General features: G+C 64.7%; 15 protein-coding genes. 6 read left to right on the top strand and 9 right to left on the bottom strand.

The window, feature by feature from the left end; all coding sequences use genetic code 11:
- Window positions 1-143 precede the first annotated feature (143 nt).
- From VWZ87_RS02120 to VWZ87_RS02100, 5 genes are all read right to left on the bottom strand, one after another.
- On the bottom strand, window positions 144-1,547 hold the full coding sequence (locus VWZ87_RS02120) for an HlyD family type I secretion periplasmic adaptor subunit (protein ID WP_416535226.1): 1,404 nt from the start codon (window positions 1,545-1,547) through the stop codon (window positions 144-146).
- Complete coding sequence (locus VWZ87_RS02115; RefSeq protein WP_416535225.1) at window positions 1,544-3,310, bottom strand: type I secretion system permease/ATPase; 1,767 nt, start codon at window positions 3,308-3,310, stop codon at window positions 1,544-1,546. Before VWZ87_RS02115 ends, VWZ87_RS02120 begins: the two co-directional genes overlap by 4 nt.
- A gap of 162 nt (window positions 3,311-3,472) precedes the next feature.
- Complete coding sequence (locus tag VWZ87_RS02110; protein ID WP_416535224.1) at window positions 3,473-5,797, bottom strand: calcium-binding protein; 2,325 nt, start codon at window positions 5,795-5,797, stop codon at window positions 3,473-3,475.
- A gap of 405 nt (window positions 5,798-6,202) precedes the next feature.
- Window positions 6,203-7,018, bottom strand: a complete 816-nt coding sequence (locus VWZ87_RS02105; protein WP_340547834.1) for a hypothetical protein — start codon at window positions 7,016-7,018, stop codon at window positions 6,203-6,205.
- Window positions 7,015-8,208 (bottom strand): helix-turn-helix transcriptional regulator, encoded by a 1,194-nt coding sequence (locus tag VWZ87_RS02100; RefSeq protein WP_416535223.1) that lies wholly within the window; start codon window positions 8,206-8,208, stop codon window positions 7,015-7,017. Before VWZ87_RS02100 ends, VWZ87_RS02105 begins: the two co-directional genes overlap by 4 nt.
- A gap of 1,025 nt (window positions 8,209-9,233) precedes the next feature.
- On the opposite strand from VWZ87_RS02100, the gene VWZ87_RS02095 reads away from it, so the two are divergent.
- Window positions 9,234-10,010 (top strand): helix-turn-helix transcriptional regulator, encoded by a 777-nt coding sequence (locus VWZ87_RS02095; RefSeq protein ID WP_416535222.1) that lies wholly within the window; start codon window positions 9,234-9,236, stop codon window positions 10,008-10,010.
- A 147-nt stretch (window positions 10,011-10,157) separates the two neighbouring features.
- Here VWZ87_RS02095 and VWZ87_RS02090 read toward each other — a convergent pair whose 3' ends face one another.
- Window positions 10,158-11,402 (bottom strand): glycosyltransferase family 4 protein, encoded by a 1,245-nt coding sequence (locus tag VWZ87_RS02090; protein ID WP_340547830.1) that lies wholly within the window; start codon window positions 11,400-11,402, stop codon window positions 10,158-10,160.
- Window positions 11,403-11,717: 315 nt separating this feature from the next.
- On the opposite strand from VWZ87_RS02090, the gene VWZ87_RS02085 reads away from it, so the two are divergent.
- The 5 genes from VWZ87_RS02085 to VWZ87_RS02065 all read left to right on the top strand — a co-directional run bounded on the left by VWZ87_RS02085 (window position 11,718) and on the right by VWZ87_RS02065 (window position 20,840).
- Window positions 11,718-13,727, top strand: coding sequence for a polysaccharide pyruvyl transferase family protein (locus tag VWZ87_RS02085; RefSeq protein ID WP_416535221.1), 2,010 nt, complete (start codon window positions 11,718-11,720; stop codon window positions 13,725-13,727).
- Window positions 13,728-14,142: 415 nt separating this feature from the next.
- Window positions 14,143-18,390, top strand: coding sequence for a non-ribosomal peptide synthetase (locus tag VWZ87_RS02080; RefSeq protein WP_416535220.1), 4,248 nt, complete (start codon window positions 14,143-14,145; stop codon window positions 18,388-18,390).
- Between the two features lie 283 nt (window positions 18,391-18,673).
- Window positions 18,674-19,405, top strand: a complete 732-nt coding sequence (locus VWZ87_RS02075) for an amino acid ABC transporter substrate-binding protein (RefSeq protein WP_416535237.1) — start codon at window positions 18,674-18,676, stop codon at window positions 19,403-19,405.
- A gap of 8 nt (window positions 19,406-19,413) precedes the next feature.
- The gene (locus tag VWZ87_RS02070) at window positions 19,414-20,088 is read left to right on the top strand and encodes an amino acid ABC transporter permease (RefSeq protein WP_340547826.1); all 675 of its coding nucleotides are present in this window, start codon (window positions 19,414-19,416) and stop codon (window positions 20,086-20,088) included.
- Window positions 20,085-20,840: an amino acid ABC transporter ATP-binding protein gene (locus VWZ87_RS02065; RefSeq protein WP_416535219.1), complete on the top strand. Its 756-nt coding sequence runs from the start codon at window positions 20,085-20,087 to the stop codon at window positions 20,838-20,840. The genes VWZ87_RS02070 and VWZ87_RS02065 overlap by 4 nt, the downstream gene beginning before the upstream one ends.
- Before the next feature lie 184 nt (window positions 20,841-21,024).
- On the opposite strand, the gene VWZ87_RS02060 is transcribed toward VWZ87_RS02065, so the two are convergent.
- The 3 genes from VWZ87_RS02060 to VWZ87_RS02050 form a co-directional block, all read right to left on the bottom strand.
- Complete coding sequence (locus VWZ87_RS02060) at window positions 21,025-21,231, bottom strand: hypothetical protein (RefSeq protein WP_340547824.1); 207 nt, start codon at window positions 21,229-21,231, stop codon at window positions 21,025-21,027.
- Window positions 21,232-21,412: 181 nt separating this feature from the next.
- Window positions 21,413-22,150, bottom strand: coding sequence for a YjbF family lipoprotein (locus VWZ87_RS02055; protein ID WP_416535218.1), 738 nt, complete (start codon window positions 22,148-22,150; stop codon window positions 21,413-21,415).
- Window positions 22,147-24,321: a YjbH domain-containing protein gene (locus VWZ87_RS02050; protein ID WP_416535236.1), complete on the bottom strand. Its 2,175-nt coding sequence runs from the start codon at window positions 24,319-24,321 to the stop codon at window positions 22,147-22,149. Before VWZ87_RS02050 ends, VWZ87_RS02055 begins: the two co-directional genes overlap by 4 nt.
- Between the last annotated feature and the right edge of the window lie 48 nt (window positions 24,322-24,369).

Below are 24,369 nucleotides of genomic sequence, written 5' to 3'. Positions count from 1 at the left end.
GACCTAATTTGCACGGCGATGCCTGCCGGCGGTCTGCCCAGATAAAGACCCGCCCGGCCAGAGGCCGGACGGGCGAAAGGAAGTCTGATCAGGTCCCCCCCAGGTATGAAACGCCAGACGTCTTACCGGCCGCGCATCCCTGATCAGCCATTCCCCTCTCTCAACGCGTTCGACATGCTGCGCAGCACCGGGCTGAGCAGGTAATCCGCCAAGGTCTGCCGCCCGGTTTCGATCATCGCCTGGGCCGGCATGCCGGGCAGGGTCTTGACGTTGGGCAGCGCCGCCAGCTCTTCGGGCGGAATGCGGATGTGAACGCGGTAATAGGGAATGCCGCTGTTGAGATCGGCAATGCTGTCGGCCGCCACCATCACCACCTCGCCCCGGACCGGCGGGGTGGAGCGGAAACTATAGGCGGTGAGCTGCACGCGGGCCCGGCCACCGGTCACCACCTCGTCGATATCGGTGGGCGAGACGCGGGTCACGACAATCAGATCGCTGCCCGAGGGCACCAGCTCCAGCACATTCTGGCCCGGGTTCAGCACCTGGCCCAGCGTATTGATGGAGAGCTCCACCACCCGGCCGGCCTGCGGCGCGCGGATGGTCTGGCGTTCGATCACATCCTCCGCCGCATCCAGCCGCTGGCGCAGGTCCAGAATACGCTCCTGCACCAGCTGGGTTTCGCTGGAGATCCGGTTCACCGTGTCGCGGTGCACCTGCAGAATGCGCTCCTCGGTTTCGGCGACACGCTCCTGAAGGTTTTCGCTGTCGCTTTCCAGCGCGCCAAACGTGCCCATCAGCCCGGTTTCCTGCAACAGCCGGTCGCTGAGCCGGGTCTTGGGAACCAGGCCTTTTTCATAGAGCTTGTGCAGATCGGCGACCTCGCCCCTGATCAGGGTCAGCTGATCCTCGACCGCGGTCAGCCGCGCCTGCCGCCCGATGAGCTGTTTGCCCAGCTGCGCAATCCGGTCGCGCAGGATCTGCACCTGACCTTCATACAAGGCGCGGTTGCTGGCGAAGACATCGCGCTGCACCTCAAACAGCGAGACCAGCTCTGGATCCTCGGCAATCAGCTGGTCCAGCTCGGCCGGGATCTCGATCTGATCAGCCTGGGCCAGCTCCGCCTGAAGCCGCGCCTGCTGGGCCAGAAGACTGGCCATCTGGCTGGTCAGGATGGCGCGGTTGGCGCGCATCCGGCGCCCGTCCAGCACCGCGATCACATCGCCCTCGGCAACCATATCGCCCTCGGCCACATTGATCTCGCGGACGATGCCGCCCTCCAGATGCTGTACGCTGAGCCGGTCGCCATCCACGGTGAATTCCCCGGGGGCGACCACGGCGCTGGTCAGCTCGGCCCTGGTCGCCCAGAACACCAAACCGCCAAACAGGCCAAAGCCGCAGACCAGCATCCACAGCACCAATTGGCGCACGCGGGTCGGCGGGGTGCGGGGCAGGGTGAAGCCATCGGGCATCAGGTCCTGAAAGCCCCGGTTTATTTCAATCTCGCTGGCGGCGCGCGGGGCCAGCTCCCGGCTGTTGCTGCGGCTCATGACTGGGCTCCTTCTGCGGTGCTGGCCTCTGCATCGGTGTCCGTCCGGGCCGCCGCCCGGCGCGGTGCGAGATTGGTCACCTTGGGATCGCTCTGGGCCCGGCTCATCGGCTGGGCGGCGGCTTCGATGATCTGACGGGCCTCGCCAAAGCGGGCAATCCGCCCTTCCTGTATCAGGGCGGCATGGCTGACCCGCCGCAACAGGTTGAGCCGATGCGTCACCACCACCACGATGGCACCACGGGTGCAGACCTCCTCGATGGCGGCGGCCAGGGCCTCTTCGCCTTCGGGGTCGAGATTGGCATTGGGCTCATCCAGCACGATCAGCTTGCGATCGCCAAAGAAGGCGCGAGCCAGGCCAATCCGCTGACGCTGCCCTGCGGAGAGGAACCCGCCGCGCGGGCCGACTTCGGCGTTATAGCCGCCGGGCAGGGCCAGGATCAGCTCATGCACGCGGGCCAGTTTGGCGGCGGCCACCACATCGGAGGGTTTCGATGTCGGGTCCATCATGGCGATATTCTCGGCCACGGTGCCGCGGAACAGCTCCACCTGCTGCGGCAGAAAGCCGATATGGCGGCCGATCTGTTCGGGGTCCCAATCGGTGAGGGCGGCATCATCGATGCGCACATGGCCCCGCACCAGCGGTTGCAGCCCCACCAGCGCCCGCGCCAATGTGGTCTTGCCCGCACCCGACGGGCCGATCAGCCCCAGCGCATGGCCCGGTTGCAGCGACAGGGTGATGTCGAGAAGCAGCGGATCCTGCCGCCCCGGCAGCACCACGGTGGCATTTTCCACCGACAGCCGCCCGGTGGGATCGGGCAGTTCCATCCGGTCGCTGGTGTCTTCGGCATGGGCCAGCAGGAGGTTCAGCCGTTCCATGGCGCTGCGGGCCTTGAGCAGGGCACGCCAGCCGGCGATGGATTGCTCCACCGGGGCGGCGGCCCGGCCCAGCAGGATCGAGGAAGCAATCATCAGCCCCGGTGTCAGCTGGTTGTTGATCACCAGCACCACGCCCACGCCAAGCACGGCGATCTGCAGACCCATGCGGGTGGCCTTGGCCAGCGAGGTCATCAGCGCCACCCGGTCGGTGACCAATGTGCCAAAGAGAATGGCGGTAAAGGCGCGCCCCCGCCAGCGGCCGATCTGGGCAGAGGTCTTGCCCATGGCGTGGATGATCTCGGCATTGACCATCATCTCCTCAACCGCGGCATTGGTTTCGCGGGCGGCCTCCTCGGAGGTCTTGCCGGGCGCGCGGGCAAAGACCTCGCTCAGCACGCCAAGCCCCAGCAGGATCAGCAGACCCACCACCGAGACCAGCCCCAGGATCGGGCTGAACAGAAAGATCAGCCCGATGAACAGCAGCGACCAGGGCGCATCCAGGAGCGCAATGAACACCGGGCTGGTGACAAAGCCGCGCAGATCCTGAATGTCGCGGATCGGTTCCGCCGTGCGCAGAGGCGCGGGCAGGTTGCCGCTGATCATCCCTTGCAGGACAACCGGGCTCAGCCGGGCCTCCAGCCGCGAGCCGAGGCGGGCGACGAGGCGCTGGCGAATGACATCAAAGAGAAAGAAGAACACCAGCGCGATTGCCGCGCCGGTGGTCAAAGCAATCAAGGTTGGCATGCTGCCCGAAGCCATGACCCGGGCAAACAGTTGCAACATGTACAGCGGCGCTGTCAGGACAAGCAGGTTAACAAAGATACTCGCTACAAAAATTGAGGTGATAACACCCCGCTGTCCGTCAAAGACCCGTTTCGTCTTCATACCCGTGACCCCCCGGTTGCACGATGTGAAGTTTCTGAAGCTGGCAGATCAGCGCCCTGGTCCAAGGTGGCAATCCTTGGCCGGGGACCAAATCGCTGTCCTGAACCAGGGCTAGACCCCCCCGGGTGGCGGCCGCCACCCGGGAGGATCATTCCTTATGGCTCAGAGCGTATGACCCCAGATGTTGTCATAGCTGTCATCAAAGCCGTCATCGCTGGCCACGACCCGGATCGGCTCGTAGCTGCCGGCGTCGCCGGTGCCGACCGCATTGATGCCAACACCGCCAGAGGGCAGGGCGTCCTGTCCCAGGGAGGTGTAGCCATTGGCATTGGTCAGACCCTTGATGACCACGGTGGCGCCACCAACAGAAATGGTGGTGTCGGTGCCATCATCCGAAACACTGGCCACGCCATTCAGGGCGCCAAAGGCCGCCTCTGACGAGGTGCCTGCACCAGCGTCGATATTGGTGACGCGGAAGGCCAGCACATCGTGGTCCTCATCAATGTCAAAGTCATTGATGCAGTCGATGCCATCGCCGGAGCTGAAGGAAGCCCCGTCCCAGGTCAGGTCGATGATGAAGACATCCTTGCCGTTGCCACCGGTCAGATCGTCATCTCCCGCGCCACCTTTCAGGTAGTCGTTGAAGTTGCCGTCGCCGCCGTAGAGGGTGTCATTGCCTTCACCGCCATCCAGGAAGTCATGGCCACGGCCACCGTCCAGATCGTCATTGCCAACTTCGCCATAGAGGCAGTCGTTGCCATTGTCGCCGTTCAGGTCATCGCCACCGTTGCCGCCCAGAAGGACGTCATCGCCGTCGCCGCCATTCAGTTCGTCGGCACGGTTGTCGCCCATCAGCAGATCGTCGCCATCATCGCCGTTGACGGTGTCTTCGCCGTCGCCGCCGCTCATGACGTCATTGCCAGTGCCACCATGCATCAGGTCATTGCCATGACCGCCATACATAGTGTCATTGCCGGCATCGCCATAGAGCGTATCGGCCTGGTTGTTGCCGTAGATCAGGTCATCGCCATCGCCGCCTTTGACGGTGTCGTTGCCGGAGTTGCCGAACAGCACGTCGTCGCCGACATTGCCGTGGACGCAGTCATCGCCTTCGTTGCCATAGAGGGTGTCATTGCCCTGGTTGCCATAAAGACGGTCACGACCGATACCCCCATATCCGAGGTCGAAACCACGGCCGCCGATGATGACGTCATTGCCCTCTTCGCCGAACATGGTGTCATGGCCGGAGCCACCGCGGATGCGGTCATTGCCGGCTTCGCCACCGTCCTGCGGTGTGTAGCAGTCCGGGCAGTCGACGGGACGCAGATCGGTTTCATCGCTGGTATGCGCTGAGGCCTCGACCGATGTTTTGGGGTCGTCGTCGCAGCAATCCCAATCGATGTCGCCATAGCCCTTGACCCGGGCATGGTCACCAAAGATCAAATCGCCCTGGGCACCACCTTCGAGCACGTCATTGTTGCTGCCGCCGCGGAGAGTGTCCTTGCCGGCATCGCCATTGACGTCGTCACGGCCTTCGCCACCATCCATCAGGTCACGGCCGCGGCCGCCCTGCATCAGATCGTCGCCGGTTTCGCCGAACATGGTGTCCATGCCACCCTGACCATCCATGGTGTCATGGCCATCGCCACCCAGCATGCAGTCATTGCCGTCTTCATTGGGGCCTTTGCCAACCGGACCGCTGTCAGAGCCAAAGTCGAGATCGTCGCCCTGGGACTGACGTTCGTCGCCGAACATCTCGTCATCGCCGGAGCCGCCGATCACCAGGTCGTCGCCCAGACCACCGGCCATACGGTCGTCGCCGCCCTGACCGTTCATCCGGTCATTGCCGCCGCGGCCATACATGGTGTCGTCGCCGTCATAGATGGATTCGCCAGCGCGGCCGCCGCGGTCACCCCACATGCAGTCGTCGCCGCCTTCGCCGTCCATGCAGTCGTCGCCCAGATCCCCATAGAGGTAATCGCCGGCGTCGCCGGAGCCATCGCCCTTGCCGCCTTCATCCCCAAAGATCTGGTCGTCGCCATTGCCGCCAAAGACCGTATCCTGATCCTTGCCGCCCAGCAGCGAGTCATTGCCGTTTTCGCCATCGATGTAATCGCAGCCATCGCCGCCATCGATCCAGTCGTTGCCGTCGCGGGTCGCGTTGGTGCCATTGCCCCCGTAAAGGGTATCATTGCCACCATCACCATTGATGGCGTCATTGCCGCCGCGGCCTTCGATATAGTCCTGGCCGGACTGACCATCGAGCCGGTTGTTGCGCTCGTTGCCATAGACCGCATCATTGCCGCCGCCAGCTGCGGCGTTGTCACCGGCATCATGGTCGTTCAGATTGATGACATTGCCATCGCGACCGCCACGTTCCGTGGTGCCATCATTGTAATTGGGACTGAATTTATTGTCCTCGTCAAAGATGATCTCGCAGTCTGGATTACACTCTTCCCATGGTGAGCCTTCGTCTGGTCTACCCATCTTAAACATCCTCCTAATTAATATACCGGGAGTGTGATGCGCCCCCCGACGCGACCCCCTTTAGAAATCTGGCCAGGGGAAATTGGGTGTGGGACCTGACCAGTACCAAAAGACCGCTTGGGTCTCTGATGGTGATTGCATCGCAAATCGGGTGGGGTGGATGCCCCCAAATGGGGACAAATTTTCCTCAAATTGTCGATTTCCGGGGGTGCGGCATCAGATGCCCGGCGGGCTCTTCTGCGAGATATGTGGGACAGGCACCAAAGCCGTCCGACGCATCTTTTCCGGGCCGGGGATTTGGGACAGCAGTCCAGCCCGGAGGGATGTCGCACCCCCGAAAGAGAAAGACTCTTTATCCTTTGTTAGAGTCTATTATTTGCAGATATCGCCAGGCCGTCTCCCTGCTTATTGGCCCGGATCTTCTCTGGTGGTTTCAACAAAACGGACAAGGCTGGCCCAATGGATCTGCGCCTCGCTCCAGGCCGTGCCGGCAGCGGCGGAAATCCGGCTGTGATAGAGCGTGCCCGCCGCCAGCCCGAGCGCCAGGATCAGCGCAAGATATCCGCCCTGGCCAAGCCCGCGTGCCAGCCGCTGCCGCAGGCTGCGGCGGTGGGCGGAGCTGTCGGCCAGCACCCTGGCAAAACTGTTGCGCAGCACCGGCTCCAGCTCGATCCGCAGCGCCCCTTCCATCCGGTTCACCGCCTCCTCCAGCGTGTCGATGCGCGCGCTCAGCGCCTTGCGATCCGCCTCGGCCTTCCGGGTGTAGATCTCACCCAGCCCGTCGTTGAGGGTGGCGAACATCGCCGTGATCCGCTTGTGCAGCTCAATGAGATCGCCGCGCCCGGCCAGAGGCTGGGGGCCGCCGCGCAGATGGGCGGCCAGCTGGTCCAGATCCGCCGGGGCGAGCCTGTGGGCGGCGGCCTCCGATGTGGCTTCTGCATGGGCCGGCTCCCCGTCGGGGCGCGGCTTGTCGGTGTTCTGCGTGGTCTGATCCGTGGTGCTCTCCATCTCGATATCTGATGCCGGTTCGGCTGCGGTTTCTGATCCGGCTGCCGACTTGGCCTTGCCGGTGTTTCTGGTCGCATCCGTGGTCGATCCTGTGGTGGGGTCTGCCGCGCGGCGATCCTGGGCGGCCAGGGCTGCGGCGCCGATCGAGGCCGCGGTTGGCGCGACCGGTGCGGGTGGCCCCTGGGTGAGGCTTTCATGGGTTACCTTGTTCATGACGCTCTCCCCAGAGAGGCCTGCCAGGTCAGCCGCTGCGCCATTTCCGTGCGCCCGGCCACCTCAAGCTTGGACATCACCCGCTTGGCATAGGTGTTGAAGGTCTGTTCCTTGATGCCCGCAATATGCGCAGCCTCGCGGTTGGACAGCCCCAGCTGGATCAGCGCCGCAACCCGGGCCTCGCAGGGCGACAGCCCCATTTTCTGCGCCAGCATCTCGATCCGCTGCTGATCGGGCTGGCGCGGCAGGATCGCCACCACCAGCGCGCGCCGGGTGTCGGCACAGAGATAGCAGGTCAGCGAGACCGGCAGCCGCATTCCCGAGCTGGCATCCTGCAGAAACAGGATCAGCTCCTGGCTGGCCCCGCCGCCGGGCACATGGGATCCGGCGGCTGCTTGGGTCGGGGTGCGCGCGCATTCCTGCACGGCTGCGTAAAACGCCCGGGTTTCCCGGCTGTTGGCACAGCGCAGCACGCCGTCGCTGTTGCACAGCAGATTGCCTGCCGCCAGCATGTCGCAGCCGGCCCCATTGCAATCCAGCAGTCGGCCCGAGCTGTCCAGCACCAGAACCGAGCTGTCGCTTTTGGTGGAAATTGTCCAGAGCATCGCTTCGGAGGTTTCGGAGGCCTCCAGGGCCAGCTCCGGCGCCGGTGTGCCGGCGAGCATCTCGCGCAGCACATCCTCGCGGGTGAGCGGCCAGATGGCAGGCAGGATATCGGCGCAATGGCTGTCATGCTGGCTGCCTTCCAGATGCAGCGCGACCCGGTCTTCGCTGCCATCGGCAAAACGGCAGGCAAACACCACCCAGCGGCCAGATCTGTGGCCAGAGCCATCCGCACGCAGGGCAGCGGGATCCAGCCAGTCGGGCCAGGCGTTGGGATGGCTCTGCGGATCATGCAGCTGGGTGCAATGGATCAGCGGCCCGCTGCGCAGCAGGGAGCGAAGATCCTCCCTGGGCGGTTTCGGCCGCGACCCGGCTGCGGATCGTGATGCGGATCCGGCACCGCTGCCCCCGTCGCTGCTGGCCCCGTCGCCGCTGGTCACAAGACATGTGGTCACCAGCAGACGGGCAGGCCCGGTGCAGTCGATCTCGGCAATGGCGGTGGTGGTGATGGATGAAACTTGTCTTTGAAACGATCGCGCAAAAGCGATCTCGCCCGTGTGGATCACGGCGCCCCCGAACACATTCATATTGCCCCCCGGCATATCAAAACGAATATGTCCCAGCCTAGCATATCGCCGGTGCCGTCAAATTGTGCAGAGGGCGTACCCCTTCGGATGTGACGATTCGCTGTTGGTTTGGGCTGTCCTTGCGATCAACCAACGGGCGAACCCACAGAGGGTTGAGTTTTAATCAATATCTGGTGTGGTGACGCAGGGTAAGCCACAAGTCACGGCGAAGAGCCAATTCGGTATCTTCCATAATATTATTATTTTTCAAATGATTATATATTGGCAAAGATCCGCCGCCTGAGTGAAGGGCTCAAGGAGAACTACCTCGGAGGGGGTAAGGATCCGGGCGGGGGCGCAACAAAGGAAGGGTGATTCCATCTCCTGCGGTAGGATTCGCGAAGATTGAACACCATTAGGTTGTAGAAACCGGCCCGAGGCGGATCATAATTAAGGAATTCGCACATCTTTGGATTTGCCCGCCCTGAGGATATTCTTGTTGATAAAACAAAAGCATATATCGAAAACAATACTTTAGGCTTTGGTTCTGGTGGCGCCAACATTTCGCCAATGGGTAAGTTTTTTGACAAAAACGGATGGATTCGGGCTATTTTGGAGTGCCGCATAGCGGTGCAGCGCTGATACGGGCTGCAATTTGGAGGCAGGGGGGCGTGATATTTGGCCCCGGCATTTTAGGGGGCTGGCCTGGAGGAGGCCCGCCTGAACAGCAGGCCCTGTGAAACTTCCCCGTGATAGGGGGGGCTGCAGCGGGGAGCTGAGAGATGGCCTGCGGGCAGGCGGCTGAGGCGTTCCCTTGGTCGGCCGGGTCGCAATGCGGCGCTCATCTGATCGAAAGGACAAAAACACAAGACATAAGACAACACCGGGGTGCCATCTGTGACGGGGGTCGCAACAGCACCGCGAGGGCCAGGGCGGGGTGTTCCAAACCCGCAGAAAAGCCCGGTGACCTCCCTGTTCCGGAGATCATTCATTGAGACCATCTGATCGTGTGTGGATCAGTTTTTTTAAGAGTATGGGGGTATATCATGCCTGTTCATATTGTGGGCGAAAGTCGCTTGTTACGCGACATGTTCCTCGCCATTTGCCAGAGCAACGACTACCAGATCGGCACCTGCTGCGATGAGCTTTCGACGCTCTCCGGGCTGGGGGTGGATGATCTGGTTTTATATTACAGCCATGAAACCGGACCGGAGCTGGTGGAGGAATTGCGCCAGTTCAAAGAGGGCAATGACGCCTCTCTGCTGATCCTGATCATGGGGCGCGAATGTTCCACCAGCATGCAGAATGCGCTCAGCGCCTATGCCGAGGCGGTGATCCCGCAACGCAAATCGGCCGAGGCGCTGATTGCGGCGCTGCGGGTGGTGCAAAGCGGCTATCGGATCGTGCCATCGGATATTTCCGCGGCGCTGCGGGCGGCGGATGTGACCACATCCAGCGGCGACCAGGCGGCGGAAACCCTCGGCGCCTCTGCGGATTTTGCGGCGGTGACCCTGGACGGTCGGGTCAATGGGAGCCTGTCTGGGGCAGGCTCTAACAAGGGGAAACCCAACGGTGTTCCGGCCGATCCCCTGCCAGTGGACCTGCGCCGGATGCCGGCCTCGGCTGCGGCGCGCGGGCTGTCGGGACGCGAATGGCTGATCCTGACCAAGCTGATCGACGGCGCCACCAATAAATCCATCGCCAATGAGCTGGGCATCTGCGAGGCCACGGTGAAGGTGCATCTGCGCACCTGTTTTCGCAAGGTCGGTGCCAAGAACCGCACCCAGGCCGCGATCTGGGCGTCGGAGCAATTCCTGTCCTGATCCCACCATCTGGTGGGCCGGGCAGGTCGGGGCTGCGTCGGCCATGGATCCATGCTGGGGGGCTGGATCCCGGGTCGACGCAGATCATCCCCGGATACTCTGCTGCGGACCGAACTGTTACAGACTGGGCGGTTGCCGGCCCGGGTGTCAGATCTTCAGCTGTTTGCCCGCAGGCAGCAGCGCGTTGATCTGGCGGGCGTGCTCGGGCATGCAGCGGGTCAGGAAATCGTAGGTTTCCACCACATGGGCGCGGGCATTGGGGCCGAGATGGGCATAGGCGCCGGGATTGGCCAGCACATCCACCACCTGATCGGCCAGCGCGCCGGGATCAAAGAAATCCACCAGCATGCCGGTCTCATTATGGGTCACCGCCTCGCGCACCGGCTCCACATCGGCGGCGACGACAGTGGCCTGCATCGACATCGATTCCAGCAACGACCAGCTGAGCACAAAGGGCATGGTCAGATAGATGTGGCAGCGGCTGATGCGGATGATCTTGCACAGATCGCTGTAAGGCACCCGGCCGAGGAAATGCACCCGGCTCCAGTCGACGCTGTCGCCCAGCTCATCCTCCATCTCGCCGCGCAGCCCTGCGGGATGGGTGCTTTCGCGCCCATAGGAGGTCTCATTGCCGCCGATCATCAGGATCCGCGCATTGGGGCGTTCCGACAGGATCTTGGGCAGGGCGCGCATCATCACGTGAAAACCACGGGCGCGTTCCATATTGCGGGCGATATAGGTGATCACCTCATCGTCGCGGCTGAGCGGCCGGGGCAGGCGGCCGAGGCCGATGCTGGCCTGTGGGTCCGGCTGCAGCCGGTCGGTGCGGATGCCGTCATGGCTGACGTAGATCTTGTCGTGAAAGCTCTTGGGGAAGCGGTCGCGCTGCCAGTAGGTCGGGCTGTGGCCCAGATCGACCACCTCGATATTGGCAAAGGGCACGGTGTTGCGGGCATGGGCAAAGAACCCTGCGTGTTCGCCGGGGGGATTTTCCGGGTCAAAGCCAACCAGCCCGCCAGTGGTGCGGTAGAAATATTCAAAGAAGCCGATGATCGGCACATCCGGCCAGACCTCTTTCATGAAGGTCAGCTCCCCCCAGCCAGTGTGGCCAATGATGATATCGGGCTTGAAGCCTTCCCTGGCCTCCAGCTGGCGCGCGGCGAGGGCGGCGCCAATGCCATTGCCGGCTGCCGCCTCCCAGTCCTTGGACAGCCCGTAGGCATCGGCGGCAGGCTGGTGATGGCTGCTGTAGGTTGCGGTGGTGACCCCGGGCAGCTTCACATCATTCCGCTGGGTCAAAAACACGATCTCATGCTCGCCCTGATCGGCCAGCCACTGGATCATCTCCCGGTACTGGCCGGGCATGTTCTGGTGCACAAAGAGAAATTTCATCCCCTATCCATGCCGCGAGAGGGCGGCAGGCGCAACCCTTTCGGCGGGGCGCGGGCGGGGAGATCTGGCCGGGCGTCCAGTATGTCCAGGCGCGCGGGTGCGCGGGGCGCCCCCATGGGCAGGGTTTCACCACCAGGGGCCTCTGCCGGGTTTTCCGGGCTTGTCCCCAGAGGTCATGGCGCTAACATGCGCGCAACGCAGCAATCCCGGGGGCTGCGGCCGCCGGAGACGCCAAAGCGCGGTTGCCGATCCCCTATTTTCAATAGGCCATACCATCCGTTTGTGGAGGCTATGGCGAGTAACATCTGGTGATATATGAGAATCCTTTTCCACGCTCCCGTGCTTTCGGTCCACCGTCCGGATCCGGCACTCTCCAGTATCCTGGGGGTGCCGCCGACGGTGACGGACACATTGTTCGGTCTGAAACCGGCGCATCGGCTGACCGGGAATCGCGGCAATATCATCCATGCCGAAGCCCCGGCGCGCAGCCTGCGCAAGGACCCGGATGGGTCGGCGGTGGGCAATATCGCCAATCTGCAGAAGAACCTCGGTGAGGGCTATGCCGAGACCATCGCCGAGCATTTCGACATGATCGTGGTGTCACTGGCCAATTTCATCCGCCCCAATCACGATGGTATCCGGCTGTTTACCGCGCTGGAGGCGCTGGATGGGCGGGTGCCTTTTGTGGTGCTGGGGGCCGGGATGCAGGGCAGCCATGCGTTTGAGGACCTGCTGCCGGGCAACCGCGATCTTCTGGCGCTGCTCAATGAACGGGCCAATCTGTTTGGGGTGCGCGGCACCCAGACGGCAGAGTGGCTGGCCAACAACGGGCTGGAGAACACCACCGTGCTGGGCTGCCCCAGTCTCTATGTCTATCCGCAGTCGATCATGGCCATCGACGGGGCCGCGGCCCAGGCCAAGGGGCGTCAGGCCAATGTGATGACCGCAGGCCATTTCTCCATGCGCGACGGCGCCATCGTTGAACGCGGCACCGAACTGGCCAAGGCGTTCGACAAGATCGACGCCTCTTATGTGTTCCAGGATGAGATCTTTGCCTATGGTAAATTCATCACGGACCGGTTTGGCTATAATGAGGGCAATAATATTGCCCAGCCCGAGATGCTCAATCGCTGGCTGAGCCGCAAATGCGGCCATAAGGTCGATTTCAACCGCTATTATTACTTCTCCGAGGCTGGCGCCTGGCGGCAGGCGGCGATGCTGCATGATGTCTATATCGGTGACCGGTTCCACGGTGGCGTGGCGGCCCTGCAGGCGGGTCAGCCGGCGATTTTCCTCAAGCATGACAACCGGGTGGCCGAGCTGACCGAACATTTCGGCCTGCCGGCGCTGAACACGCAGAAATTCATGCGCAAGGGGCTGAAGGCGACGCTGGATGAATATCTGTCGCCCGAGATGCTGGACACGATGAAGGCGACCTATCGCCAGCGGCATGCCGAATATGTGGCGGCGCTGGCCGAACACGGGCTGGAGGTCGACACCATCGTGCCCGACGAGCCGCAGCCGGTGCCTGCGGTGGACCGGCAAGGCCATCTGGGCGCTATCCGCAGCCAGAAGGCCCCCGAAGAAGCGCTGCCAGAGGGGCTGTGGCCCACCACCACGCTGACCCCGTCTTATGCCATGCGGCGGCTGCATCCGGAGGGCGCGCGGGAGCTGGTTGTCACCTTTGAAGGGGCAGGCCAGGCGCTGGACCGCAAGGATCCCTTGCGTCCGGGCTTTGGCGAGCGTTTCCTGATCAAATCCGGCTATGCGGTGCTGTCGGTCTTGCCGCATCAGCAGAACTGGTACCGTCCGCTGGATCTGGAACAGTATTTCCGGGCACCGGACACCCGCGCCTGGATGGCTGGGTTTGACAAGGTGCATGTGCTGGGCTCCGGTATGGGGGCCTTTGGCGCCATGGCCTTTGCCGACCTGATCGGCGCGGAAAACGTGGTGGCGCTGCAGCCGATCACCACCCTGGCCGAGGATCTGATCCCCGGAGAGACCCGTTTCCCGGCGGCGCGCAAGCTGGACTGGAGCAGTGGCTACCGCGATGGCTGCAGCGGCTGTGACCGGGCGGCCCGGATCTATGCCATCCACGGCGATCATCCGCTGGATCTGGCTCATGTGGAGCGGCTGCGCGCGGCGGCCGGATCGCGGCTGATCAACGCCGAGCTGTCCCATGACAGCAAGCGCCCGGTGACCCCTTTGCTGCGCGCCAAGCGCCGTCTGCCCCGGACCGTGCTGACCTGCCTGCGCGGCGGCGACGCGGCGGCGCTGGAGCAGGTGCTGGGGGAGCTGGTTGCCCAGAAAACCCCGGCGGAATGATCCGCTGCTGCTGGTGTCATGCCGAACCCAGATACAAAGGCCGCCTGTCAGGCGGCCTTTGTCACATCTGCCCGCTGAATATATCGCCGCGACGCGGTGAATGTGCAATAATTTAACATAAGATTGATTAAAAAGCTTTTTACACCCGGAGCACATTCCGAACCGGGGTGCGACAAATTCCCTATCTTGCCGGATCAGACGGAGATGTGATCGTGGCCGGGTGGTGTTTTATTGCTCGTCTGCCGTTTGATCTGGTAGCCTTTGGCCCTGCGGTCGGCATCATCGGAGGCCGGGCCGGAAGGGCCGCAGACAGGTGGATGTTAAGAGTGACGTGATACCCAGACCACCTGGGCGCGGCACAGGATCGAAAGTATGGCGCGGGTTGGCCCAGGCCCGATGCCAGGTAGGGGGCATCATGACCGGTACTTCACAGGCAGCTAAGCCTGGCTCGACATCTGCGATGGGCGAGACGGATCTTCAGGCAGCGTCTGTGGTGGACGGGGCGCGGGATATCCCCCTGACGCCGATGCAGCAGGGGCTGCTTTATGAAAGCGCGGCTGCCGGCCGACCTTGGGTCAATCTGGAACAGATCGTGGTGCATCTGGACGCCGAGGCGCCCGCGCCCGAGGCGCTGCAGGCGGCCTGGCAGCAGGTCTGCGCCCGCCATCCGGTGCTGCGCAGCGCGGTGCTGTGGCAGGGCCGCCCGCAGCCGGTGCTGCAGGTGGCGCCGGTGGCCGTGGCCGCGGCGCAGGTCACGGTGGAGACCGAGGACTGGCAGGGGCTGGGGGCGGAGGATCAGACCGCCCGGCTGGAACGGTTCCTGGCCGAGGATCGCAACCGGGGCTGCGCGCTGGAGCAGGCGGTGTCCTGGCGGGTGCTGCTGGCGCGGCTGGGGCCTGAGCGGTCGGTGATGGTCTGGACCATCCACCACGTGCTGGTCGATGGCCGCAGCATGGCGGTGGTGCTGGAGGACGTCTTTGCGGCGCTGAGCGCGGGCGATCTGCCTGCCGAGACCGCGCCGGTGACCGGTTTTGACGCCTTCAGCCCGGCCGTGGCGGAGGTCTCGGGGCGGGCGGAAAGCCGGGCGTTTTTCCAGGATCACCTCAAGGGGTTCGAAACCCCCAATCAGATTGCCCGGCTGGCGGATCTGCCGGCCGACACACCGCAGGACAGCCCCGGGCGCAAGCGGATCCTGCAGCGACATCTGCCGGCCGAGCTGCGCCGCGCCCTCATGCAGCGCGCAGGCGCGGTCACGGCGACAGAGGGCGGCGGCGCGGCCACCCTGGCCAATATGGTCCATGCCGCCTGGGGGCTTCTGGTGGCGCGCTGGAGCGGGCGGGAAACGGCGCTCTTCGGGGTCACCCGATCGGGGCGCTATCTTCTGGAGGGCTGCGGGCGCACGGTGGGCTGCCTGATCAATACGGTGCCGCTGTATCTGCATCTGTCGGGGGGCGAGACGGTTGACGGGCTGCTGGCGCGCCTGCGCCGCGATGCGGTGGCGCTGCGCGATCATGAACATGCCGCGCTGGCGGATATGCGCGGCTGGTGCGGGCTGCCGGGCAGCGTGCCGCTGTTTGACAGCATGGTGATGTTCGAACGCGACAGTCTGAACGAGCGGATGCGCAGCCTCGGCGGCGCCGATCCGCAGACCCCCTGGCGGCACCGCCGGGTGGAACTGCGCGAAGAGGGCGCGATGCCGCTGACCCTGGCGGTCTATGGCGATGAACAGCCGCTGCTGATGCTGGAATATGATCCCGAGGTGCTGCCGGGCACACAGGTGGAGCGGATGCTGGATCACCTGTGCCAGCTGTTGCAGAGCCTCGCCATGGCGCCCGCGGGCATGGCCCTGCGCGATCTGGGGATGCTGCCGGAGGCGGAGGTCACGCAGCTGGTGCGACAGGGCCGCCCGGATCCGGCGCTGGCGCAGAGGCTGGCGCAGGATATGGCAGCGGCCCCGCCCTGTATGGCAACCCGGCTGGAGGCCACGGCGGCGCGGGCGCCTGAGGCCCCGGCGCTGCAGATGGCGCCCGAGGGCGCGGTGTTGAGCCATGCCGATCTGCAGGCCCGCGCCGATCAGCTGGCGGGGGTTCTGCAGGCGCAGGGGGCGGAGGCCGGCGATATCATTGCCATCTGCCTGCCGCGCAGCCCGGAGTTCATCATTGCGATGCTGGCGGTGCTGAAGGTTGGCGCCGCCTTTCTGCCGGTGGACCCCACCTACCCGGCGGCGGTGATGGCCCATATGCTGGAGGACAGCGGCACCCGGCTGGGCATCGGCGGGCCGGATCATGGCACCGTTTCAGGCTCTGACATGGGTGAATCCGCCGATCAGGCTCCTCAACATGAGACGGCGCTGACCTCAAACGGGCTGGTCTGGATCCCGCCCGGGGCCGGGCAGGCGCAGCCCCGGTCCGCAGCGCCGATCCGCCCCGCGCCGGATCCGGCGCGGCTGGCCTATGTGATCTATACCTCCGGGTCCACCGGCAAACCCAAGGGGGTGCGGGTGCCGATGCGGGCGCTTCTGGCCCATGCCAGCGCCATCACCGCCGCCTTTGACCTCCAGGCCAGCGACCGGATGCTGCAATTTGCCAGCCTGTCCTTTGATGTCGCCATCGAGGAGGTGCTGCCCAGCCTCCTGGCTGGCGCCTGCGTGGTGCTGCGCGCGCCCGATATGATCGGCGCGCCGGGGCTGTTTCTGGACCGGGTGGCGGCGCTGGAGCTGACGGTGCTGAACCTGCCGACCGCCTTCTGGCATGTGCTGTGCGATGTGATGGCCGACAGTGGCCGCAGCCTGCCGCCCTCGGTGCGGCTGGTGATCGTCGGCGGGGAGCAGGTCAGCCCGCAGGCGCTGGCGCGCTGGCAGCAGCTGGCGCCGGGGGTGCGCTGGCTCAATGGCTACGGGCCGACGGAAACCACCATCACCTGCACGCTGCATGATCCGGGCGGCCCGGTTGATGCGGAGGAGGATGTGCCCATCGGCCGCCCCACCGCCCATGCCCGCGCCTATGTGCTGGCCGCTGATGGCAGCCTGGCCCCCGCAGGGGTGGCCGGGGATCTGTGGATTGGCGGCCTGGCGGTGAGCGATGGTTATATCGGCCGCCCCGAGGACACCGCGCAGGCGTTCCGGCCCGACCCCTTTGCAGCAGAGCGCGCGGCGGCGCGGATCTATCGCACCGGGGATCGCGCTGCCTGGCGGGGGGATGGCACGCTGGCCTTTCTCGGGCGGCAGGACCGGCAGGTCAAGCTGCGCGGCTTTCGCATTGATCTGCGCCATGTCGAACAGGTGCTGGAGCGCGCCTGTCCCGGGGTGCAGGCGCTGGCGGCGGTCCGGGGCAAGGATGGGCCTGCGGCGCAGCTCTGCTGCTGGGTCCGGGGCGTGGCGCAGACGGGCGATGGCCAATGGGATCTCGGCCCGTTGCAGCAGGTGGTGCAGCGCGATCTGCCCGCCCATATGCGCCCGGCGCTGGTGGCGCTGGCAGAGTTTCCACGCACCGCAGGGGGCAAGATCGACATGGCCGCCCTGCCCGCCCCGGAGCAGGCCGCAGGGGCGCTCGGTCTGCGTCTGCGGCGGGACGCCGGAGCGGCGGTTGACACCTCTGCCCCGCCCTCGCCGCTGGCCCGGCAGCTGACGGAGATGATGGCCGATATTCTGGGCCAGCCCGATCTGGCGGCGGATGACAGTTTTTATGACCGCGGCGGCCATTCGCTGCTGGCGATGCGGCTGATTGGCCGGATCGAGGCGGATCTGGGCCAGCGGCTGAGCCTGGCGGCGCTGCATCTGACCCCCAGCCCCCGCGCCCTGGCGGCGGCGCTGGAGGCGGAGCAGAACGGGGAACAGACCGGCGCGACGGAAACACCGGAAGGCCACAGCCTGCCCGATCATCTGGTGATCATCCAGGATGGCGCGGCGCGGCCGCCGCTGTTTGGCGTGCATGTGCTGGGCCGCAACGAGGAATTCTATCGCCCGCTGGCCCGTGCCCTTGGCCCCGACCAGCCGGTCTACGGGCTGAGTATCGGCCTGCTGGATGATGACACCCCCACCGGGGTGCGGACCACCGCCAAGATGTATCTGGACGAGATCCAGACCCATTACCCCAGCGGGGTTGTGCATCTGGCGGCGGTGTCTCTGGGCAGTTATTTCGCCTTTGAACTGGCGCGTCAGCTGCTGGCGGCGGGGCGCGAGCTGGGGCTGGTGGCGCTGTTTGATGCCGAAGGGCCGGCCGGGCGCAGCCGGGTGCAGGGCCGGGCCAGGCTGGGCGCCCATCTGCAGCTGCTCCGGCGTATGGGGCCTGCCTATCTGCGCCATATCGTGGCCAATCGGATTGAGACCCTGCGCAATTCCTTTGAGCGGCGGCGGCTGGAGTGGACCGGCGGCGGCAAGCTGACGATCGACGCGCTGATCGCGGCAAACCAGCAGTCGGTGGAACATTACGCGCCGGAGCCGCTGGCCACGCCGCTGACCGTGTTCCGGGCCGGCGACGATCTTTTTGACAGCTCCGAAGGGCTGGCCCAGGGGCTGGGCTGGGCGCCGGTGGCCGAGGCCGGGTTTGAGCTGATCGAGGTGCCGGGATCACATCTGTCGATCCTGCAGCCACCCAATGTGCAGCAGCTGGCCCGCCACATGGCGCGCCTGATGGCGCATTCGGCAGGTGGGAAAACCGGCTGATCCCGATCAGATCCGGGCGCATTCCGGCCCGGATCGGAACAAACCCGAGAAAATCGACCCAACAAGGGAACAAGTTCCCGCTTTGCGGCGTCTGTTCCGTAGGCTGGTTCTCTGCCTGCCGTCTGGCTGCGAACAGGCGGGCTTATTTGTCATTTCCGGGCCTGCGACATCTTGGTCCCCGGCCGCAGGGGGATTAGGTCGGGGCCGAACTCAAAAGGATTCCCTTGTCATGATGAAACCATTTGTCCGGCTTGCCCGCACTGCGGCCATCGCCGCGAGCCTGATGTCCGCCTCCTCAGCCCTTGCCTCCGACACGCTGCGGGTGGGCATGTCGGGCGGCTATTTCCCCTTTACCTTCGTGCGGCAGGATGTGCTGCAGGGGTTTGAAGTGGATGTGATGAATGCGGTGGCCGAGGAAACCGGCCTTGAGGTGGAATTTGTCACCATGTCCTTCTCCGGGCTGATCGGCGCGCTGGATGCCGGGCGTATCGACACCATCGCCAACCAGATCACCATCACGCCCGAGCGCAGCGCCAAATTCGCCTTTACCCAAGCCTATGTCATTGATGGCGCCCAGGTGGTGGTGAAACGCGGCAATGAGGACAGTATCGCAGGCCCTGCTGATCTGGCGGGCAAGACTGTGGCGGTGAACCTCGGCTCCAACTTCGAGGAGCTGCTGCGCAACCTGCCGGAGGCCGACAAGATCGAGATCAAGACCTATGAGGCCAATATCGCCCAGGATACAGCACTGGGGCGGGTCGATGCCTTTGTGATGGACCGGGTGTCCTCGGCCCAGCTGATCCAGGAAAGCCCGCTGCCGCTGGCGCTGGCCGGCGCGCCCTTCTCCGAGATCCGCAATGCCCTGCCGTTCCGTCAGGACGAGGCGGGGCTGGCGCTGCGCGACCGTGTGGATGCGGCGCTGACCCGGCTGCGCGACAGCGGCAGGCTGGCCGAGATCTCGCAGACATGGTTCGGCACCGATATCACGGTTGCCACCGCAGCAGTCGAGAAGTGAGCCGGTAAATGCAGGGGTTGGACCTCGCCTATATGCTGGGGCTGGTGCCGGTGCTGCTGAGCTATGTGCCGCTGACGCTGTTCATGGCGGTGGTGGCCATGGCGCTGGCACTGGTGCTGGCGTCCCTCTTGGCGGTGGAGCGGGTGCTGCGGATCCCGGTGCTGGACCAGCTGGTGGTGCTGTTCATCAGCTTCTTTCGCGGCACGCCGCTTCTGGTGCAGCTGTTCCTGTTCTACTACGGGCTGCCGCAGGTGTTGTCGGTGCTGACCCAGATTGACGGGGTCACCGCGGCAATCATGGGGCTGACCCTGCATTTTGCTGCCTATATGGCCGAAAGCATCCGCGCCGCCATCCTTGGCGTCGATCGCAGCCAATGGGAGGCGGCGCAGTCGATCGGCATGACCCGCGGCCAGATGATGCGCCGTATCGTGCTGCCGCAGGCGGCCCGGATCGCGGCGCCGACGCTGGTCAATTACTTCATCGACATGATCAAGGGCACTTCGCTTGCCTTTACGCTGGGGGTCACTGAAATGATGGGGGCGACCCAGAAAGAGGCCGCAGGCAGTTTCCTCTATTTCGAGGCCTTCCTGGTGGTGGCGGTGATCTACTGGATTCTGGTGGAGGCGCTGTCGCTGGCGCAGCGGCTCTTGGAGACCCATCTGAACAAGGCCTATGCACGATGAGCGATGCAAGATCCGACACCGCGATTTCCATCACCGGGCTGCGCAAGACATTTGGCGACGCGGTGGTGCTGGATGGCATCGATCTGACCATCCAGCCCGGCGAGCGTATCGTCATCATCGGCCCGTCGGGCACCGGCAAATCGACGCTGCTGCGCTGCCTGAATTTCCTCGATGCCCCCGATGCCGGTCTGATCCGCATTGGGGATCTGGCGGTGGATGCCGCCCGCGCCAGCAAGGCAGAGATCCTGGCCCTGCGCCGGCGCACGGGGTTCGTGTTTCAGAACTATGCGCTGTTTGCCAATAAGACGGCGGCGGAAAACATCATGGAGGCGCTGGTCACCGTTCAGAAGCAGCCCCGCGACACAGCCCGCGCCCGCGCGCTGAAGATCCTGGCGGAGACCGGTCTGGCGGAGAAGGCCGATGCCTATCCCGCCAGCCTGTCGGGCGGCCAGCAGCAGCGCGTCGGCATTGGCCGCGCGATGGCGCTGGGGGCCGAGCTGATGCTGTTTGACGAGCCGACCTCGGCGCTGGATCCCGAATGGGTGGGCGAGGTGCTGGCGCTGATGCGCAAGGTCGCCGAAGAGCGCCAGACCATGCTGATCGTCACCCATGAGATGCAGTTTGCCCGTGAGATCGCCGATCGCGTGGTCTTCATGGAAGGTGGGCGGATTGTCGAACAGGGCCCGCCGGCGCAGATCTTTGACGCGCCACAGGATCCGCGCACAAGGGCCTTTCTGCGCCGGGTGGGGTGACGCCCGCCGTCGGAGACATCAATCGCAGACGATCCAGACGCAAAAAGCGGGCCAGTGGCCCGCTTTTTTCCATCGCGAAGATGGGTATTCCTGAGACGCTGTCAGCCTGGGATCCACACCCTGCCCTGCTCAGGCGCGCCGGGCGGAGGTCAGATCCTGCCGCACCCCATCAGATCGCAAGCGATCAGTTGGTGGTGGTGGTGGTGCTGGTTTCGTCGTCGTCGTTCAGGATCACACCCAGAATGACCGCAGCGGCAACGCCGCCTGCAATCAGAGTGCCCTGCTCAAGGCCGGTACCGCCGAGCAGGGTCGGGGTGCCTTCTTCCTGAGCGGAGGCGGTGGTGGTTGCGGCCAGGGTGGCCAGGGCGAGTGCTGCGAAGAACTTGTTCATAATCCAAAACTCCTTTGGAGACCGTTGAGCTGAGAGTAGGTGAGTTACCCTTTGAATTCAACGCAGCTTTTAGCAGCAATATCCCGGGGACTGGAATTTTTTTTCCGACGTTGCCGAGATATCGCTCATTTTGGCGGATCTGCTCTAAAACCGCCTGTTTTTCATAGCCTCCGGGGCCGGATCAGCCGCCGGTGGTCAGCTGACGGATGCGCAGATAGCCGACATTGGCACCGGCCCATTGGCGTGATTGCCAGACCCGGCCGCTGCGCGAATCTACCCAGTAGTCATTGACGATCTCGCCGCCGCGCCCCGGCTGGCTGGGCTGGCAGCGTTCCTCGATGTGGCGGGTCGGGTAGCGCAGCTCCACAATGACAACCGGATCAGCCCCGAGATCGCGGCGGCTGCAGAGCATGTCGAGCTGCCAGGCGCCATTGTCGAGCCCGCGGATATGATAGCGCCGGGCGCCGCTGCGCAGAGGTCCACCGGTCTCCCCCGCCACCAGGGCGGAGCTGGACAGGATGTCATTGCCAAGGTTGCGGGTGGCCACCAGAACGCCGTTGCGCAGGGTCAGGCTGATATTATCCTCGGTGCGCCAGACCGCCACCGTGCCGAGGCTGTCATCGCGGCGCAGCTGCTGGCGCGACAGATAGGCAAAGACGCCGTTTTTCTCGATGGTGACCTCGATATAGGGGTCCTTGATCTCATCCAGACCGGCGCGGGTCAGCGGCGGGCGCGCGGCCGGATCCGCCCGGCCCCCGGACAGCCGGGCGCCAACCCGGTCCGACAGGTTGCGCAACAGTTCGACCTGCAGGGGCGGCGCGTCCGGTCCGCGGCTGCAGGCGGTCAGCGCCAGCAGCCCCAGCAGGGCGACAAACGGGGCCAGACGCCCCCGGGGGTGACCCGTTGCAGACATCATCATTCCCAGATCCTCGCCCGTTGCCGGGTCAGCTGCGCGCGGTGGGCCTCGCGGATTTGTCCATAAAGCCGGTCGGGGACATGCACCCGCTGGCCACCATCCCGCTGGGTCGGGCGCACCACCATGCCAAATGTATTGCGGCTGGGTTTGCCCAGAAGCCAGTCCAGCGGGATGCTGAAGCGGAAGCCCTTGTCAAAGGAGCCTTCGCCAAAATCCTCGGAGGAGACATCGGTGAGGGTAAAAAAGCCGCCGACCCGCCAGCCATTGGCAAATTCGCGGTCCAGGCTGAAGGTGGCGCCATAATCGCCGGCCAGATAGCGCCCGGCATCCACCTGCACATGGTAGCCTTTGTCGAGCTGGTAATAGGCCGAGGCATGGCCGGTGAAGGTCTTGTAATCGCGAAACGACAGCCGCTGATCGTAATCGCGCTGCACCACGTAGTTGGTCTCAATCCCAAGCGCCAGACGGCTGGAGACCGGTTTCCACAGCAGCTCTCCCGAGACGCCGCCAAACATGCTTTCAAACAGACCGACGGTGCTGCGGGCATAGAGATCCCGCCCCATCTGCCATTGCTTCGTGACATAGAGGTTTTTCAGCGTGGTGCCGAATTGGGCATATTCCCTCGCATCTGTCCGCACCCGTGGCAGCACCGAATTGGAGGCGCGCCCGTCTGCCACATTGCCCCAGACCCGCTGGCGGAGGGTGCCCGCGATGCGCCAGCCCGGGGCGGGCGCATAAGAGGCCTTCAGATCCACCCCCACATCCAGCCGGAACGGCAGATCCGGGTCAAAATAGGACGGCGCGGTATAGGGGCTGATGGAGGTGGAAAACGCCGGGTAGAGATCCTGCGCGACCAGCGCCTCCCCGGCCAGCGGGCCTGCCTCCTGCAGGCCGGTCACCGCCCAGAGCGCCTCGGTGGCGTCGGGGTGATGTTCCAGCGCCTCCAGATCGCTGCGCCGGATCACCACCTGCGACAGCGCCAGCCCACCGCGCATCGGCACGATTTTCAGCGTCTCCACCGAGGGCGGCAGCAGCCGTGCCATGGCGCGGGCGGCGCGGCCGATGGCCAGGGTCTGGGCGCGGTAGCGGGGATTGCGATAGCGCAGCTCGGCCTCGGTGCCATCTGCGGGCAGGGTCAGCGCTTCAAGAATGAGCCCATCCTGTTGCAGCGCCGCGCTCATCAGATCCCGCAGGGTGGTCTTGGCGCGGGTGCTCCGGGCCCAGTCGCGGCTCCAATGGGCCTCCTCGGTGGCCCAGCTGCTGCGCGGCGCCACCGGCACCGGCGCGCTCACCCGCATCGGCTGGGGGGGGTGTTTCGGATTGAGCTGGATCTGCGCGGTCACCCCCAGTTCCGAGCCATAGAGGTAATAGGCCCCCAGCCGCAGCCCCGGTCTGGCCTGGTATTCGGCGCCGAAGCTGAAGGAGGATTTGCGCTCAAACACATTCGGAGCGCCGGTCTCCAGCACATAGGCATCGGAGGAATATTCCGCCTTCAGCCCCCAGCGGTCATTGGGCAGCCATTCGATACCTGCAAAAGGCGCCATCTCGCCGCGAAACCACTGGTCATAGGACAGTTCACCGCCGGTACTGCCGGCCGTGAACCCCGGTCTGCTGCCGGCCAGGCTGCCGATGGATCCGCTGGTGCCCAGGCGTCCCCAGCCCAGACCGGCGGTCAGCTTCAGCCGTCCGGCCCCGCTGCGATGGCTGAGGGCGGGGGTGTCAAAATTCTTGGTGGCGACGATATATTCGCCGGCATAAATCCCGGTGCCGGCAAAATCCTGCAGGCCCAGGGTCACGGCCGGACGATAGCGCCCCTCGCGCAGCAGCCGCAGCCGCACGTCAAAGCCGCGGTCATAATAGGTGGAGAAGCCGGCAATCTGCGCGCCATTGGTCTGGATGCCATTGTAGCGGAACGCGGCGCTGAGCCAGGGCGTGGCCTGAAAGGTCAGATTGTAGCGGGCCTGACCGCCAAACCAGGAATAGGTGGCGGCAAACTGCCCGTCCGGCAGCATTTCGGCGCTTGGCATGTCCACCAGACCGGGGGAGCCGTAGAAATTGAGGCTGGGGGCGGGCAGCGGTTTGAAGCGCGGGGCCTCCGGCTTGGGCGCGGTGAGCGCATCCTGCGCCTGTGCGGCCCCTGCACCCAGACCCGGACTGAGACCCAGCACAGCCACACAGGCAGAGGGCAGAAGCACCGAAGCGCGGAAAGATCGAAGAGCAAA

The sequence above is a fragment of the Phaeobacter sp. JH20_37 genome (assembly GCF_048056015.1).
GTDB classification, from domain to species: domain Bacteria; phylum Pseudomonadota; class Alphaproteobacteria; order Rhodobacterales; family Rhodobacteraceae; genus Phaeobacter; species Phaeobacter bryozoorum.
This window is presented reverse-complemented; position numbering and strand designations above follow the sequence as displayed.